Raw genomic sequence first — 16,468 nt, 5'->3', positions numbered from 1 at the left:
CCTCAATATCAGATCCCTCTATGGCCAAGAAGCCCCTCGCTACGAACAAACACTCCCTTTATTATTAGCCATTTATATGAAAAGTATAGTTCACCCCTAGTAATACCAAGCCTTTGATCTCACATATAACAAACACAAACGAAACAGGCTTTCTAATCAGAAACTCAAGATAAAAAGCCCCAGATACCAAACAAGCTGATATCTGGGGACGATATTGCCCTACACCACGACACCAACAAGCGTGCTCTACACTAACAAGCGACTGCCAAGCATACGCGCTTGGGCATCATCAACCACAACTTGTACCGAGATATCCATATCGTTATTCCATTTAAGTGCGTAGGCAGATATTGCCTCAATACTGTCTGACTCGCAGATCGCCACTCCTGTCCCACTGACCAGATCGTGCCAACGACCCACCATTTTTATATCGTCACCCATCATGGTCTGATCCTGCTCTTCAGTCAGCTGGGAAAAGTGCGCAAGTATCGGATGGAGTTTACCTTGATGTAACTGCCACGTGATTAAAAAAGTCATTATCAGTACCTCTTGGTTGTACTGACGATAAGTATAGATAGCCGGCTTTCAAGCACGCATTCTTTCAAACAGAAAGCCAAGCGTTGTCATCAATGTTAGGTTATTGGCAACCAGCTCATTTTTTATCGCTTTTTCTTCATTTGGAATAACGCCCAAAACAGCAACCCCGTTATCACTAACGAAGCAAACACCAGCAAATACAAGAATTCATCACCATGGCCAAACCACTTAAGAAACAGATAGATCAGATATGAAGAAAAGAAATAGACCCCAATCAAGCCAAATAGCTTAAAGAAGTCTAACTCAGTTATTTTCCTGAACATCAGCCCTCCTTTTTGAACCAGGAAAACAGCATTACCATCTGACAAAGCACATATCCGCATGGAGAACTGGATCATTTTTTGAGTCAAGCTCTCCCCTCAACCAAATATGGAACATATCGTTCTTCATTTTGCTGCTCGCTTTGCCTCATCCTCGTTAATTTAAATAATAGAACAACGAATCACCTTCAACTCGAAGCCTTTGTGATTATCTGGTTCTGTCACAAGCTGGAATTGTAAGTTATGAACTCCATAAATGTTGGGCTTTGGAATAACGGGGAAATACTGAATCTAATTGAAATCCTTTCAATCAAGTATCTGAAAATCAGTGCGCACGCAATTAGACTAAACTCTGCAACAAACCACCATTACTGGCTTTAATAAGAGGCAATTACAAAAAAAGTCAAATTGGAGATGCTTGCTCCAATCTGACTTTGGTCAATGATGTTAAAAAACATCAATCATATTTAGTTTTGACCACCTATTTTACTTTTAGTCATCACTTGGTTTGGGTCTATCTGAATCGCAACAGGCGACTCACCATTCGCGATACTTTTAGCTAAGGCACCAGTGAGCCCACCTACAGTAAAAGGAACATCTAATCGACCACCATATTGATTACGGTACCCATTCATATCTTGGGTTACTACTTTAGAGTCAGCCAATGAAACAGCTCCAGTTTGACTAGTTAGAACCGCACCTGTTAATTGCGTGCTTCCTTTAACATCAAGCTGAATTCCATTATTACTATGAATACCTGATTGCTCTGAAACAGCGTTTTTATTAACGACATCCACATTGATACCGAAATGCCCTGTACGTCCTGCAGCCCCTGTTAACGCACTTTTCGCCCCATTACCTGCAGCACGTGCACCACGATCCCACAACGCCGTTTTTTCCTTCGCTGAATTATCTGTCAGCTTCTCTGGTAACGTTACTTGGTTCGTCGCTTTATTGAAACTCACCGATCCTGTCGTATCTTGTTTAGGATCATGACGGCGAGCAAAGGTATTGTATTTATCCGTTACCTTTGTCGCGGTGGTTTCAACGGTCTTATCTAATTTTTGTTTAAGCTTTTCTGAATAATGGCTTGTTCCAATCTTAGATAATTTTGATGTCATACTTGTTTCAGCATCATTAGTATGACCAAGCCCGGCATTAATATTTACCGTTGATTTCTGCTCAACATCATTACGGCTCTCAACGTGTAAACGATCACCGATTGAGCCAGTGACAGTGTCTGCATACACTTTCGCTCCGGCCAAAACCGTATCGTTTTGGCTTGTAATCGTAACATTTGTGGCATTAACATGCGTATATTGATGGCTTTCTTTATGCAGTTTATCCACCCCAACACTCAAACCAGATTTAAGGTTATGTGTATCTGTTCCACTATTTGGATCAACATTACCTTTCCCGTCCTTATCAAACGATTGAGCGATGCTTGCGTTACCACTAAGGCCTAAATTCCAGTTATTTTTATTCTGATCACTTTGGGCTGATTCTAATTTAATACCACCATTATCAGCGTTAAATAATGCAGATTTAGCGTTGACTTGAGCGCTCTGACCGTAAATAGCCTCTTTATCGTGACTACCAGCAGTTACCATAAAGTTACTGCCACTTGTAAACTCAGTACCTTGGCGATCTGCCGTATTTTCATTCTTAAAGGCCAATTGCGCAGAACCGCCAATAGATGAGCTACCTCCTGTACTCTCTTTGGTATTTGAGCTACTGCCACCGAAATTAATATCACCAGCAATATTACTTCCTGTTGCTTTTGAATGAGACTCTGCAGCATTCATGATAACCCGGTTGCCCGCAGTAACTGTGGTATCACTGGTACTGCCTACTTTATTACCTTGGAAAGAAACATCATGACCAGCTTCAATATTAATCTTGCCACTGCTTGTCATTGAACCGGCTACAGCAAAACTTGATTCCGATGCGCTATTATTCACACCACCGCCAAGCCCTAAAGCGCCACTTTTTCCGTCGGGGTTGGTACCAACGTTCACTGAGGCATGAGCATTTAGGCCTTTTGTTGTTGCTGATCGGGTATTACTAGCCTGTTCAAGTTTTACATCCCCCCCCGCTTTTATGCCAATATTTGCTTGCTCAGTTTTAAAATCGGTTCCTTGATAAACTGCATCTCTTGTAACATTGATATCAATATTATTTTTCGCAGATATCGTTCCAGTCACAGCTTGAGAGCTCTCATTGATGGTTGATTGATTCCCCCCATCACCATTGACATCAACAGAAACATCTTGCCCTGTTGTTGTGTAAACACGAAAACCCGCTGCACCATGCGTCTCTTTAGTGGTTTCTGACTGACTACTTTTGGCTGCTTCATCAATATGTTGGTTTGCTTTTAGCTTCATATCCGATTGATTAGCGCTATATTGAGTCCCTTGATCACGAACCGAACCCTCAGCGTTAACATCAATATTACCTGCTGTAATTTTTGTTACGGTTGCAGTCGTATCCGTTTTAACATGCTCTGTTGTTTTACCTTCAGCATTAACATCCAGTCCAAGGTTTGGCGCCCCCACCGTAGCAATGTCATCAATCGCTCCCATAACATCGGCTTTACCCAGCTTTTTCGCCGCTTTTTCTATTGGTCGGGTCACACCGCTATAATCAATGTTAGCGCCAATATCCCCCCCACCTGAAGCAGTCGTTGTTGTTGTTTCTTCTTTATTAACAGCAGCCAAGTGATCGATATTTTCCGCACTTTCTTTATATACTCCTTGAACCTTGTGTTCGGCTCCTTGCTGAGTCAATTTATTTTCGGCATTTACTATTAAGTTACCGGCAACATCTGTTTTAGAAACAACAGCCTGTTCTTTATTTGTTTGAGTATTTTCTTTTTCGAAACCAGCCTCTAATCCAGAACCTATTTTATCTATACCCGCGGTATAATACACACCGCCGCCAACCGTATCTTTCGTCTTAATTGTTTCTGTTTTGTCTGCTTCTGCCAAAAATGCAACATTGTCACCACTAACCGTCGCATCACCAGTCATTGCCTTTATGTTAGAGCCTTTAAACATCACATCTTTTTTAGCATTAACGTCGACACTACCACTTTCTAAAGATGAACCAACATGCTCCGTTTTCGTGGTATTTTCTGTCTCAGTAGTATGCTCTACTCGTACGCCGACACGGTATTGTTTATCGCCTTTTTCTTTAACATATCCTTTCACTGTCAGATCGGTTTTAGTCTGTTCCAGTTTTTCAACTTTCTCAGCAGCTTTTACGTTAATAGCGCCTAAAGATTCAATACCTAATGTACCAGCACTTTGCACCAAGCTACCAACCACCACAATATCTTTATTACTCAACAACTTAAGATCGGCATCCGAGACCAATTCGCTACCGTGAATCGTTTGAGTACTATGTGCTGATTTATTAGAGTTTTTGGTAATATTAAATGCAGTTCCTTGGCGAGTATCGATATTATCAACAAAGGTGCTTACGGCATTATCAATTCGCAAACCGCCGTCTTGCGTTTGTACAAACCCGCCAGCCTTACCCGAAACTTTACTACCGGTAATATTAATACCATCATGTGCTGATACTAATAAATAACCGTCAGATGAAATATCAGAGCGATGACTAATAGTGCTACTGTTACTGTTATTTTGATTATTTCCACCGCCAATACCTCCCCAATATGTTTTACCATCTTTGATGATTTTGTTATTAGCTGTTTGCTGAACATTAATATCAATTTTATGTTCAGCATTAATAATTAAATCTTTCTTAGAATGAACTTTTACCCCCTGAGATTGCACATCATTTTTTGCCGTTATCCCAAGTGAACCACCAGAAGTCAACTCTGCTGCCTGTAATGTTTCGTTTTCATTACCATCATAGGACTTACCTGTAATTAAGCTCGATGTATGATTACGCAAATTACGATGATGATCTCGTTTATTTTTTTCAACTATCCCTGCAAGCATCACATCATGTGCAGCATCAACGGTAAGCTTTTCACCCGCTTTAACTTTAGCGCCCTGAATGTTGATATCACCCTTGGTTGCCTTTAGGGTTGCCGTTTTACCAGCTTCAATCACACTGGCTTTTTGCTCAGTCTTTTCCGTGGTTGTGGTTGAATCATGAACCCAAGAATAGAACCAATTATTGTTGGTATTTCGTTGCTTTTGCGTTAATTGCTGACCATCTAAAGTAAGGTTTTCTCCCTGTAATAACACGTCATCACCACGAACAACCGTTGCGGTTAGATGGTTATCTTCTTCTGCCACTATACTGATATTTTTTCCTACCAACTCAGTACGAGCTAAATGTTGGCTATCCTTCTGACCATTAACATCAATTCCCCCCCTGTAATTTTGGTAATTTTTAGAACCGTGAGTACGTGTTGTATCGCTCGTCACTTTACCTTTAGATCGAATTTGTTGAGCTTTAAGCTCAATATCATCGCCTTCGATATGAGACGCAGCTAAGAGTAAATTTCCTTTAGCATCAACATGAACCACATCTTTACCTGTTAATCGACCGGCTATATTGACACCACTACCTTCTGCGGTATTGATAATTCTAATACGTCCAGCCTGCATACTGCCTAAGTAATAACTGTCAACAGCATTCGGTAACTGTTTTATCGATGAAATACTTAAAGTATCACGGGAGACTTGGTTATGACCGGTAATCGCATTAATGTCTTTGGCATTTACTGCACCTTTTACAATAATGCTTGGTGCAATTAAATCTAAAACACTGTCTGTCATTAAACCGTTATCATTAACCTGAAGCTTATTATTATTCTCAGTAATGAAATTATCTAATTTACCATTCTCAATTAATGGATTACCAACAACCAAAGATGAATGATTCGTATTAATAAACCCACAACCATCACATGTGATACCATTTGGGTTAGCTAAAACATAGTCAGCCGCCATACCGAAAACTTCTTGTTTACCGAGCAATAATGAAGGATTTCGCGAGATCACTTCATTTAAAATGATATTAGCCGTTTGGCCTTGTAAATTGAGGTTTGCTCCAAGTTTTCCAGCCAATTGAGATTGACCTGCATTTAATGAATTATTTAATACTACACCCGGCTTATTGACATTAAATTGATTATATTTGTTATGAGATAATCCATTTTGATTAGGTTTAATAATATTGACAACTTCAGCACCTGTTGATGCTGTCGATACACTCGGTCCACCATTAGTAGAAATAATTCCGGCAGAATAACTAGGAATTGATGCTAATGTAATTGCGATTGTAGCGGCAATTTTACCTGATGATGATAGTGTAAATTTTTTTATTTTCATTATTGTGTTCCGTTACCATTGTTAAATTTGATAGGTACTATTAAAAAGGAATGCTACATCTTCGTGTCCTGTTTGATGTTCCAATAATAGTTGACCGTGACTTATATCAAGATCAAATGTTACTTTCTTATAACGCAATGTTGCACCTGTACTAACTCCTATAACACTAGTTCTATGTTGGGTAGCGCCATGGGGGAAAACTTGTCCGCCATCCATTGCAATACGTGGCGTAACTAAAGCATCCGCAATAAAGTAATTTCGAGAGATGGTATTTCTAAGATACCAACCGTTATCACCAGAGACATTTGATTGGCTAAACCCTCGAACGGCAGAACGCTCAGTTAAACTTAACCATTCAACACCGGGAAGTGCTTTGGGACTATATTGAGTTAATAGTTGATGACTTAACTTATAAGTTTCATCAAACAATTCAAAACTGTAATTATAATTGAAGGATAATTTGAACTTTATAAACTGATTGTCGATAATATTGCTTTTCGAATTCGCCCCTAAAATAGACAATCCTTTCTCAAGGCTAAAATCAGAGGTCAATATACTTATAGGAAAAATATGTGAATGATTAGCACTTAATTCTAAAACAGTGAGTTGGGGACTACTGACTAAAATTAATGAATTTTCGAAGTAGTTGTTAACTTGTTTATTTGAAAGTTGGCCACTAAAGGTCAGCAAATCATCTTGGTCGCGATAAAACAGATAGTCACCACGAAAACCATATTGTTGTGTATTGCCGTCTAAAACAACATTATTTGTTACCAATTGTACTTTAGTTAAATATTTAGAATAACTATAGAAACTGCTTAACGTCAAAGTACCATAGGGTACAGAATAAAATAGTGTATATGCTTTGCTGTAACGTTCTGAGTATGGCTCTAATGTCGTATTTGCATTAAAGCTAATAAAATCAGATATTCCCAAAGGACTATCAAATGATACTGTCGCTCGACCTAACCATTTCCCTGTATTTTCTTGTCCATAATTATCAAGACTGGTCGTCATAAACCACGGTGAAACATGCTGATTATTCAAAACAATAATAGAACCACCACTTTGATTACCAGGTAAAATATCTACAGTGGTATGGTTTGATTGTAATCGGTTTGCTTGATCTAGCCCTTGATCTAAGTCTCTCAAATTAAGTGGCTTATTAGTCATATCTGGGAAAATGAATTTTGGATTAACCCACTGGTCTCCCCCTTCAATTTTCTCAATAAAGCCTTCGACAACATGTAAACCAAGCTCACCATGAGCATTTGGTTGCACAAATTGAATGCGAGTCGTGATATAGCCTTTATCTATATATAACTGCGTCAATTCACGCGCTAGTTTATTTAGACTATTTGTTGTAATACAGTCATCCGGCAAAGCACTTACAGCAAGTAAGTCCACGGATTTAAGCAGAGTAATACCTTGTAAATAAACTCCTGTAACCGGTAAACAAATATCAGATTGAGGCAATAATACTTCTTTAGGTGTAACGTTTTCTTGATTATTGTTCTCTTTCAAACGCTCCTGTCGGCTGAGTTCGGATAGTTGATTAATATCTCGGCTACTCTTTTGTAGTGCGCGTCTTGATTCTGAAATTGGGGAAAAGTGTTGACCCTCGGATAGAGAATTAGCAAAAGCAATGCTATTAAAGCAAAGTAATAAATATATTATTTTTTTTAGCATCTGATTGTTTTTCTATTACCTGTTATATTTGCAAATAAAAACCCATCTAATGTAACAATATTGCTTAATCATTAAAAAAGAAAATGAATAACAATCGTATCAACATATTCCTCTTCACAAACGTGATTACCGTTGCTCATACTAAAGAGTCAATAAAAGGCTCTGCCACATCTTTAATTTAGAATATAGAAACACCCATTCCCAAATACTGTTACGACGCTTTGGTGTATATTTACTCCAAATCGGCATATCTCCAGCATTTTTCATCGCTTGATAGCTTTTCTTCACGATCTAATCAAGACACCTTATACCAATACTGAATACATCTGCCGATTATGCTGGCAAACTGGTTCTGTCGCAAGTTGAAATAGTAAGTTATCTCCTCCATCAGCATTCGTCATTTCCAATATCATGCGCATTAAAAAAAGGATCCCAATAAATCGGGATCCTCATTGTCAAATGACTAAAGAACTAATGAGTAAGTAGGAGGGAAATAATCCGAAGCATCAGAGGTGCTTCAAACAATGTTGAATCAGTTTTGTTGCTAATTTAGCCGTCTGGTTTTGATAATCATACTCTGGGCTCAATTCAGCTATATCGAGTATACGCACTTTACCACTGGTCAATATCTGTTTTAGTGCCAGCTCAACTACAGACAAACTCACCCCGTACACCCGCGACATATTGACCCCTTCAGCCACCGCTGAAGAAAACACGGACAGATCAATGCTCAAGTGGATATGATCAACACGGGACAAAAATGCTTCGATAGTCACCTGAATTTGCTTGCGGTTTCTCATTGTCATCTGACGATCCAGCAGCCATTCTGCACCAAGTGATTTGGCATAATGGAAAGCAGCCTGAGAGTTAACATGATCACAGATCCCCAATCCCAGATAGTTAAACTCACGGTGCCGATCCCGACAATAGCTGGCAACAGTATGAAATGCCGAGCCAGTGCGTGGCAATAAAGTCGGGCGTAACTCAAAACAGGCATCAAAGTTAATTATACCGACCCGGCAGGCACAGGCATTCGGGAGTTGCGCAACACCTTCCCAGTCATTTGCAGCCTGATGCACTGTATCTGACAGAGCTTTATAACTGCCAATGGCAATCTCATGCCCGCCACCAAGCATCACAGGAAAATGACCAAGCTGCAAAGCGGCCTTCAGCTTTTCATACTGCCCTGCAACCATTTCGTCGAAGGAATCAACGGCAGATTCTTCGATCACTCCGGCATCATAAAACGGAAGCGGACATAATGGCTTCATTGCCGTTATCATGCGGCGGATACTATGGGGCCCTTCCTTAGCCCCAAAGCAACCATGATTAAACCCAATGCTGAGATCGCTGGCCATACCCAATAATACGGCACCGCGCTCTCGCTGATCCGCATACGGCACGATCATCGAAGAGGCTTTTCGACAGCAGGCTCGCTCGCCATCAAACGGAAACTGAAACCAACGCTTGAGATGCTGCACCATAATAAGCCCCTTATTTTTATCAATGATCGGGAGGTAATAACCTTGCGGCCTGTAACACCGCAAAAACAATCCTGTTTTTACATTCGAGTACCCGTTCTTCCGGTGCCATAACACTAACAGCACCGACAACTTTATTCCCCGCAAACACCGGTGCGCTAACGCCAGCCACCCCGGGATCAAACTCAGAGGAACTGATGGCGTAACCGTCTTGTTTTATTTTGGCAAGCTCCGCCAGCCATCGTTCGACATCAGCATCCTGGTTAATCCCGAAATGGTGCAACGTACTCATCAGACGCTGCTGGGGAAAATGAGCCAGCATCACCTTCGACGAAGCGCCGCGAAACAATGGCTGGCTCTGTCCCTGTTCATAGGCACAACGTAATGCGTGGGGACTGTCGATACGAGCCACACACAACGCCCTAAAACCAACGGGTACCATGTATGCGGCCATTTCACCTGTCTGTTGCTGTAGCCTTTTCAAAACCGGATGAACCCCATCAGACAACGGAGAAAACATCTGGAAATTACGCAGCAGCTGCAATGCTGCAGGACCAACACCATAGGACTTCTGGCCATGGTTTTCTTCTATCAGATTCCATTGTTTTAATATCGCCAGATACCGATACAGACTGCTGGTCGGCATACCTATCTGTTCTATTATCTCCTGAGCCAATAAAGGCTCAGACGATGATGCAATGTGCATTAGCACCTGCAACATTTTTTCATTTGAATTGAGTGTGTATTTGCTTGTCATAAACCACTTCCCTTGACCCAGTCATTAACGCTCATATCTTGGCGCGACTCAAGCGTGATTCCTACAATGTAAGAATGTAATGGAAATTAGCAATAGTGATTCCCACAATGAAAGAATAATGGCTTATAAAATTCCGGTTTCGCCATAATAGGCAAGTTAAAACAAAGGGAGGGAGGCGCCAAGCGAGCACCTCCCTTCCTTAGGCTGTGACAACACATTAATTATCACGTCTGTAAGTTATTATTTTTAAACAAGTTAGTTCTTATGGCATCCAGGTCAGTATCGTTCATGCTAATGGGTGGATCGTTTGATAGACTTAACTGTGGGAATAATCTTTTATACCAAGGTGACACCTTGCCAATACACAGGCATAAATCCTTGCACCTTTTGGAGGCTTCATCCATGAAAATTCCTATCAGGCTTAGTACCGGCCTTTTCATCTTTAGCCTATCTGCCATGGCCGACGAGACTATCCATATCCCGCCAGCTTATGTTACCTGGGTAAGCCCCGAAAACTATCGCGACATCCGCACTACAGGCGGGAGCCAAAAACGTTTCCAGTCCAACCTATTTCAGCGGCTTAGCGAACATTTCAGTGAAATGGCCAGAGTTTACCTCAAGCCAGAACAAACCTTGCGTATTCAAGTAACAAACCTTGATCTGGCCGGAGATACCCGCCACAGCTCAAATACAGGACAAGAGATACGCGTGTTGACCAGTATTACTCCACCGGCAATCAGCTTTAATTATCAAATCAAACAGGATGGGAAAGCACTCAAATCTGATAGCGTGAGATTAACGGATCTGAACTACCAATCGAGTGTCCTTGGAGGAAGCGGTAGCAGGGCACTGGTTTACGAGAAACAACTGATCCACGACTGGGCGAGAAAAACACTAAGGAAGTAAAAAGGGTAGATTAAACAGACAAAGAGCCCTCACAGCTGAGGGCTCTTATTATTCTATCAAAAGACGACAGAAGCCATTGCGCCTTTGCCTACACCTTCGTAGGCAACAACATCAAGGGACTTGCCCTTAACCGTCGGACTCACCTGCTCACCAATATATTGGGCCAGAAGCTCAACTGTCGTATCGGTATTAAGGATTTCAGTTTCAGCGCGCGCAATTGCCAGCTCAAACTCACCCTGTGGTGCGGTATAACGAAAGCCATAGTGAGTTGTATCAGATGCAACAGCCGCATGTTCACTCAGCCCCAACTCCGGCAGAGCTACAACATCTTCGCTGCTGCCCAAGTAAATATCTTGCCAGCGCTCAGCCCACTGAAGCTCCAGTTCGGTATCTCGCTGACCATCAACAATCAACTCAACAGGCGAACGATGACCGTGAGCAATACGCTGACAGTTACCATCGTGTTTTTTCAGACCATGGCTATAGTGATAAAAAGCACCGTCAATCTTTTCATGACGCAGCTTCAGCTCCAGCCCCTGAACATTCTCCGGCAGCTTACCTTCCAGAACCTTGTGCAAATGCTGAGTAACTGATTCAATCGTTACTGCGTCATCATCAATATAACAATATGCCTGCTCAGGGCAGTTCAGGTGGATGCTCTTCCCTTCACGCAACAAATCAACTGTTGCATAACCTGGCTTGCTTTCAGCAACGTGAATACGGGAATTCTGAGTCGGCACAATCAGGCGGTGATCGACATACTCATCCACCAGCTGTTTGATTTGCTTTTTGACCCGACTAAAATCAAGCACCATGCTCATTTCATTCAGCTCACCCGACATCACCACATCGAGGATCCAACTTTCGCCAACCATACCTCGTTTTTCACACAGGTAAGAGGCATCGATGACGGTAAGATCTCTGACAAATAGCTTCAAACTGAAGTCCTTACTGATAATGGTTGTCGTTAAACTAGCAGGGCATTATACGCAGCTGAAGCCGGTAGTAAACCGATGCTTGCCATCAACCACCTGGCAGCCAAGACGATACGGGGGATATTAAAGCCTAGAAACGATAACTGGCTCCAGCATATAACGATGTAACCCCTTTTTGCTGAGACTCAACCGTCACTGAATTTCCGTTATTCTCAACACTCGTTCCGCTTTTAATATCAGAAGGTAACAACGAATGACGAACACCAAACTCTAAACCGAACGTGTCTAACACAGTCCAGCTGATACCCGCTTGCAAGCCGAACACCAATCCACTCTCATCAAATTGACCGGAACTGCCTAATTCAGGCTCAACCGATGCGTAACCGAAATGCAAACCCACAAACGGATTTAACGAACTTTGTTGCCGAAAAAGATAATCAGCACTTAGCAGATGCATATTGGCAATAGTTTCAAAATCTAATGTATTTGAATACTTACTCTCAGAACGGTGTTGCTCAAAGCTATAATAAACACGGCTCCTACCACCTGGAGTGTAAATACCGAGGTCCATACCGGCAAAGCCTTCAAAATCTGACGATTTTGTCTCAAGTTTCTCACCACCGTTTTGCACAACTCGGTTCGAGTTGCCGATTTTGCTAACCCCGCCTTTTACGCCGACAAAATACTGTAATGGCGATATTGGCTGTTCTTCTGTCTCAGCCACAACCATAACAGGCAGTAATGCAACAAGTAAGGCTACAGCCGTTTTTAATCTGTCCATGATCACCTTTATAACTGCGATTCCGTTCTTATTCCGAAGCTAAAAGTACGACAGGCATGAGCCAATCATCATCGATATATTATTGTGAAAAACATACTCATAGTAATTCATCAACTATTTCAATGCCATACTCATGCAGCTATAACATCGAGCACGCCGTTATATCAATCACACAACCATATCAATCACACAACCATATCAATCACACAACCATATCAACCACACTGCTATAACATCAGTCGGGCATTTATTCCCGAAGCCAGCTCAAGGCATCCAGAGGCTCTTCAAAGCACTTCACCTCACCGGAGACAAACCAGGTGCCAACCCTGGAGATAAGATCATCCCACTCACCATTTCCGTAAACAGCAACCTTGTTGAACTTTTTCCCGTGTTTCATACCCAACAGCAAATCATCCCATGCCGCTTGTAACTGCCAACCTTCAAACTCAGTACTATCGACATACGCATTCACAATAGGGTTGTTTATTCCGATCAAAGCCTCATCTATCTGCGGTGTGATTTTTTTATAGTCAGAATGAGTAAGGGTACCAATAGCCTTAAACTCCATAAAGATACGTTCATCCAACCGTTCCACATCCATCGATATGCCATGTAAGTAATTCATAACACCTCCTCAGAGCTTGTTAGCACCTAACAATTTCCGAGTCGAATTTCCTGATAAATCCTTCTTTGGTATCAATATAGTTTAGCCGTTGATAGCTAATTCGACGTTATCTTGGGAAACACAACTCGCTTACCATCAGCGGTCAGAATAGCAATGTCAGTTGGCCTGCCATTACTATCCAATCGCAATTCACCAATCGCACTTCGATTTACCAACCGATGGCTACCCGGAGTATCTGGATCCCGCTTTTTAATCTTCATGCGCTTACGTTTGGTAAACCAGTTCAACGGCGAATGGGGACTATATAAAGCCCGGTCCATAAAATCACAAACCCGAAGCAAGGCATTCGGAAACTCATTTTTTATACCACTAGAAGTAATTTGGTAGATATTCGGACTACTACGGCGAAAGCGCAACTTAACGTCATAAGCAAAAGAGTAATGAACATCGCCAGACAAGATCACAAAATTTGTTGGGGTTTTAGTATGGGTAAAAATACTCAGCAGAGTATTCGCCGCCCCCGGATGCGCCATCCAATTCTCGGCATCGATTAACAAAGGCAGTCCTAACCAAGTCATCCCCCGTTGCAACATCTCAATAAATTTCACCCCGAACATCGGTGCCGCCGAAACCAGTATCACCGCAGGTTCATTCAGCAAAGATTGCTGCAACTCTGTTAGAGCCTCCCAGTCCATCAGACCTGATGGCTTATTCATTTTTGACTCTGATCGCCAACGTCGGGTTCGGGTATCCAGCACCAACATTTTAGGGGTTGTCTCTATCGCGTAATGCCACTTCTCAAAGCGATAGAGATAATCAATAAACTGATCCTGATGAGCATTACAAGGATCGGTAAAAAAAGTTTTAGCATAAGACCAGAACGTTAAATCAAAGTGTTCAGGCGCATTCCCCCATCCTTGGCACAACCAATAGCTGATCAAACCGTTACCGATAATTCGGCGCGATAATAAATTGCCGTAAGCAGCCTTTTCCCAACCAATCGTCAGATTCCAGTCATCTGTAACATCGTGGTCATCAAAAATCATATAGGTTGGAATATGCGCCATTAAGCGTTGAACTTGTGGCAAACCGACAACAAATTCATCAATATGCTGCTTTTCTTCGTACCAACGCTCCTGCCACTTAGGTTCAAGTACCCGTTGCCCACACTGAAAGCCCTGTTTCTTCAACCTCTCACTATCGACAAAGTGCCATAGCTGTGGTGACCACACCAACAAATACATGGCAAAGAACTCACTAAAACTCATCAGGTGATTTTCGCTTTCACGCGAACTGAAAACAGGACGACCACGATGCGGCAACCATGCGCCCACCCCACTATCAGACAACCAGTTACCAGAATCAACATAATGTGGCAGGATCTGATCACGGCCATAAAAATTATAACCGTGCAGATACAGTGATTGAGTATTCGCCACTGGCCCTTGGGCAAAGTTTTCATCAGGCAAGCCGAGTAAATGAATCACTTGCTGGATCACATCAAGCATCGGGCCTGCGACATGATCGGCATAGATCTGATCCCCGCTCATCATTAGCAACGATGGACGCTCGCCCACCGCCAGCGAAGCAACTTTGCTATCTGCCGCTACCAGGCTGTCTTGGCTCGGATAATGCGGGTTTCGACAAGAACCATGCATCACATAGCTCGCCTGGGTGCGAATGCAAAAAGACAGACGATTTTCACCAGCATATAACAAGAAAGGGACGAGATCTGAGAGGGAGCCATGCTGAGTGAAAAGTTCATATTCCAGCACCGTATCGACGGGGAAATCCCCTTTCAGGTTAGCCATCACCACCCATGCAGTTCGCCCGACCTGAAGCTGGTGTTCCGATGAAATAGGGTGCGAATAAAAGGCCTTAGTTTCTCCGGGAAGGTACAGAGAAAACGAGGCATCAAGTGGTTCTGAAGTTACGAGCCAAACCGACAGCTCACTCACGGTACATTTGCGTAAAATGGGCCCAGCCAAAACCAACGGCAAATTAACGGTAGATGTCTTTTCTTGAGCAGGCATAATTTGCTCTTTCCTCCCTTCCTTACTCATTCGCACTTTGGTTATCATACTCTGATTTCATACAGAAAAATGTCTGCAAAACGTAAAGTTATGCATAGAGTAAAGGGATTCAGAACATTTTGCTCAGCTCATCATATAACCAACTCATAACCTGTCCCCGACCTTTATCCCGACGCTGAACGACGCCCATTTCAACCATCAGCGGTTCTGATATATGCTCTGTCGACAGCTCAACTAACTCACTCGCATACCAGTCTTCTTTAGCAACATGCTCCGGTACCAACGCCCAGCCGACACCTTGCATCACCATTGACGAAATCAAATAGTAACTGTCGATATGCCAGTAATTTGATGAAATAGGATTAGCCAAATGTCCCCCCATCCGATCCCTTATCACCAACTGGCGATGGTTATTAAGGTCACTAATTGTCGGCGCAGCAATGGCTGCAAGCGGATGCTGGCGGGAAACAATCAAAGAGTGCCGGAACTGACCAATCGACATAAAGTCAAGCGCGTCAGGCAATTGCCTTAAATTAAACAAAACACCAATGTCAGCTTTTTTCTCGGCAACCCACTGGGCAATATCAGCCTGCGAGCCATTAATAATGGTTAATTTAAGTGACGGAAAACGCTGTGCTATTTGCAGGTATAGACGCTCAAATGGCGCAATGGGCACCGCTTCATCCATAGCAACCGTGAGCGACAATTCTTCACCGTTCGAAACTGTCATCGCCCGGGACTGCAGTCGCTGGCATTGAGCCAACACAGCCTGAGCTTCAACAAACATGTCTTCACCTTCCTGCGTAAGGACAGGCAAACGAGCACTGCGATCAAACAGCTCAAATCCGAGATCAGCTTCAAGATTAGTAATAGCCGTACTCACCCGTGACTGAGCCTTACCGAGTTTTCTCGCAGCCGCCGAGAAAGACCCCTGCTTCACCGCCATCACAAAGCCTTCAAGCTGATCCAATGTCCAATTCATTGTGTCTCCCTATCAAATTTCTTCACCTACTTTTCTTTCACCTTATTTTATCTATCCGAAAAGCGGATAGATATTAACTTTTATCAATCCGCCTAATACGGATAATTCAC

Annotated in this window: 12 protein-coding genes; 1 reads left to right on the top strand and 11 read right to left on the bottom strand. The window is 42.4% G+C overall.

Features of this window, described 5'->3' with window-relative positions:
* Positions 1-246 precede the first annotated feature (246 nt).
* The 6 genes from Q0852_RS10265 to Q0852_RS10240 all read right to left on the bottom strand — a co-directional run bounded on the left by Q0852_RS10265 (position 247) and on the right by Q0852_RS10240 (position 10,096).
* Complete coding sequence (locus Q0852_RS10265) at positions 247-537, bottom strand: DUF3303 family protein (RefSeq protein WP_299017933.1); 291 nt, start codon at positions 535-537, stop codon at positions 247-249.
* Positions 538-659: 122 nt separating this feature from the next.
* Positions 660-860 carry a hypothetical protein gene (locus Q0852_RS10260; RefSeq protein WP_299017932.1) on the bottom strand — a complete coding sequence of 67 codons (201 nt, stop codon included), beginning with the start codon at positions 858-860 and terminating at the stop codon, positions 660-662.
* A gap of 464 nt (positions 861-1,324) precedes the next feature.
* Positions 1,325-6,169 (bottom strand): hemagglutinin repeat-containing protein, encoded by a 4,845-nt coding sequence (locus Q0852_RS10255; RefSeq protein WP_299017931.1) that lies wholly within the window; start codon positions 6,167-6,169, stop codon positions 1,325-1,327.
* Positions 6,170-6,190: 21 nt separating this feature from the next.
* Entirely contained in the window at positions 6,191-7,858 is a 1,668-nt protein-coding gene (locus Q0852_RS10250; protein WP_299017930.1) for a ShlB/FhaC/HecB family hemolysin secretion/activation protein, read from the bottom strand.
* A 506-nt stretch (positions 7,859-8,364) separates the two neighbouring features.
* Complete coding sequence (locus tag Q0852_RS10245) at positions 8,365-9,342, bottom strand: arginase family protein (protein WP_299017929.1); 978 nt, start codon at positions 9,340-9,342, stop codon at positions 8,365-8,367.
* Between the two features lie 19 nt (positions 9,343-9,361).
* Complete coding sequence (locus Q0852_RS10240; RefSeq protein ID WP_299017928.1) at positions 9,362-10,096, bottom strand: IclR family transcriptional regulator; 735 nt, start codon at positions 10,094-10,096, stop codon at positions 9,362-9,364.
* 402 nt (positions 10,097-10,498) lie between these two features.
* Between Q0852_RS10240 and Q0852_RS10235 the strand changes: the two genes are divergently transcribed.
* On the top strand, positions 10,499-11,002 hold the full coding sequence (locus Q0852_RS10235; protein ID WP_299017927.1) for a DUF3016 domain-containing protein: 504 nt from the start codon (positions 10,499-10,501) through the stop codon (positions 11,000-11,002).
* A gap of 56 nt (positions 11,003-11,058) precedes the next feature.
* Here Q0852_RS10235 and Q0852_RS10230 read toward each other — a convergent pair whose 3' ends face one another.
* The 5 genes from Q0852_RS10230 to Q0852_RS10210 all read right to left on the bottom strand — a co-directional run bounded on the left by Q0852_RS10230 (position 11,059) and on the right by Q0852_RS10210 (position 16,358).
* Complete coding sequence (locus tag Q0852_RS10230; RefSeq protein WP_299017926.1) at positions 11,059-11,940, bottom strand: 6-carboxytetrahydropterin synthase; 882 nt, start codon at positions 11,938-11,940, stop codon at positions 11,059-11,061.
* A gap of 127 nt (positions 11,941-12,067) precedes the next feature.
* A complete protein-coding gene (locus Q0852_RS10225) occupies positions 12,068-12,718 on the bottom strand; it encodes an outer membrane beta-barrel protein (RefSeq protein ID WP_299017925.1) in 651 nt (216 codons plus the stop codon).
* Positions 12,719-12,965: 247 nt separating this feature from the next.
* Complete coding sequence (locus tag Q0852_RS10220; protein ID WP_299017924.1) at positions 12,966-13,343, bottom strand: STAS/SEC14 domain-containing protein; 378 nt, start codon at positions 13,341-13,343, stop codon at positions 12,966-12,968.
* A gap of 95 nt (positions 13,344-13,438) precedes the next feature.
* Positions 13,439-15,376, bottom strand: coding sequence for an alkaline phosphatase family protein (locus Q0852_RS10215; protein WP_299017923.1), 1,938 nt, complete (start codon positions 15,374-15,376; stop codon positions 13,439-13,441).
* Between the two features lie 109 nt (positions 15,377-15,485).
* Positions 15,486-16,358, bottom strand: coding sequence for a LysR family transcriptional regulator (locus tag Q0852_RS10210; protein WP_299017922.1), 873 nt, complete (start codon positions 16,356-16,358; stop codon positions 15,486-15,488).
* Positions 16,359-16,468 lie beyond the last annotated feature (110 nt).

The sequence above is a fragment of the uncultured Photobacterium sp. genome (assembly GCF_947502415.1).
Classification (GTDB): domain Bacteria; phylum Pseudomonadota; class Gammaproteobacteria; order Enterobacterales; family Vibrionaceae; genus Photobacterium.
This window is presented reverse-complemented; position numbering and strand designations above follow the sequence as displayed.

Bases quoted from the DNA above. Each gene is read 5' to 3' on its own strand.
- Q0852_RS10265 (WP_299017933.1), bottom strand. From the start codon at position 537: ATGACTTTTTTAATCACGTGGCAGTTACATCAAGGTAAACTCCATCCG.
- Q0852_RS10260 (WP_299017932.1), bottom strand. From the start codon at position 860: ATGTTCAGGAAAATAACTGAGTTAGACTTCTTTAAGCTATTTGGCTTG.
- Q0852_RS10255 (WP_299017931.1), bottom strand. From the start codon at position 6,169: ATGAAAATAAAAAAATTTACACTATCATCATCAGGTAAAATTGCCGCT.
- Q0852_RS10250 (WP_299017930.1), bottom strand. From the start codon at position 7,858: ATGCTAAAAAAAATAATATATTTATTACTTTGCTTTAATAGCATTGCT.
- Q0852_RS10245 (WP_299017929.1), bottom strand. From the start codon at position 9,342: ATGGTGCAGCATCTCAAGCGTTGGTTTCAGTTTCCGTTTGATGGCGAG.
- Q0852_RS10240 (WP_299017928.1), bottom strand. From the start codon at position 10,096: ATGACAAGCAAATACACACTCAATTCAAATGAAAAAATGTTGCAGGTG.
- Q0852_RS10235 (WP_299017927.1), top strand. From the start codon at position 10,499: ATGAAAATTCCTATCAGGCTTAGTACCGGCCTTTTCATCTTTAGCCTA.
- Q0852_RS10225 (WP_299017925.1), bottom strand. From the start codon at position 12,718: ATGGACAGATTAAAAACGGCTGTAGCCTTACTTGTTGCATTACTGCCT.
- Q0852_RS10220 (WP_299017924.1), bottom strand. From the start codon at position 13,343: ATGAATTACTTACATGGCATATCGATGGATGTGGAACGGTTGGATGAA.
- Q0852_RS10215 (WP_299017923.1), bottom strand. From the start codon at position 15,376: ATGCCTGCTCAAGAAAAGACATCTACCGTTAATTTGCCGTTGGTTTTG.
- Q0852_RS10210 (WP_299017922.1), bottom strand. From the start codon at position 16,358: ATGAATTGGACATTGGATCAGCTTGAAGGCTTTGTGATGGCGGTGAAG.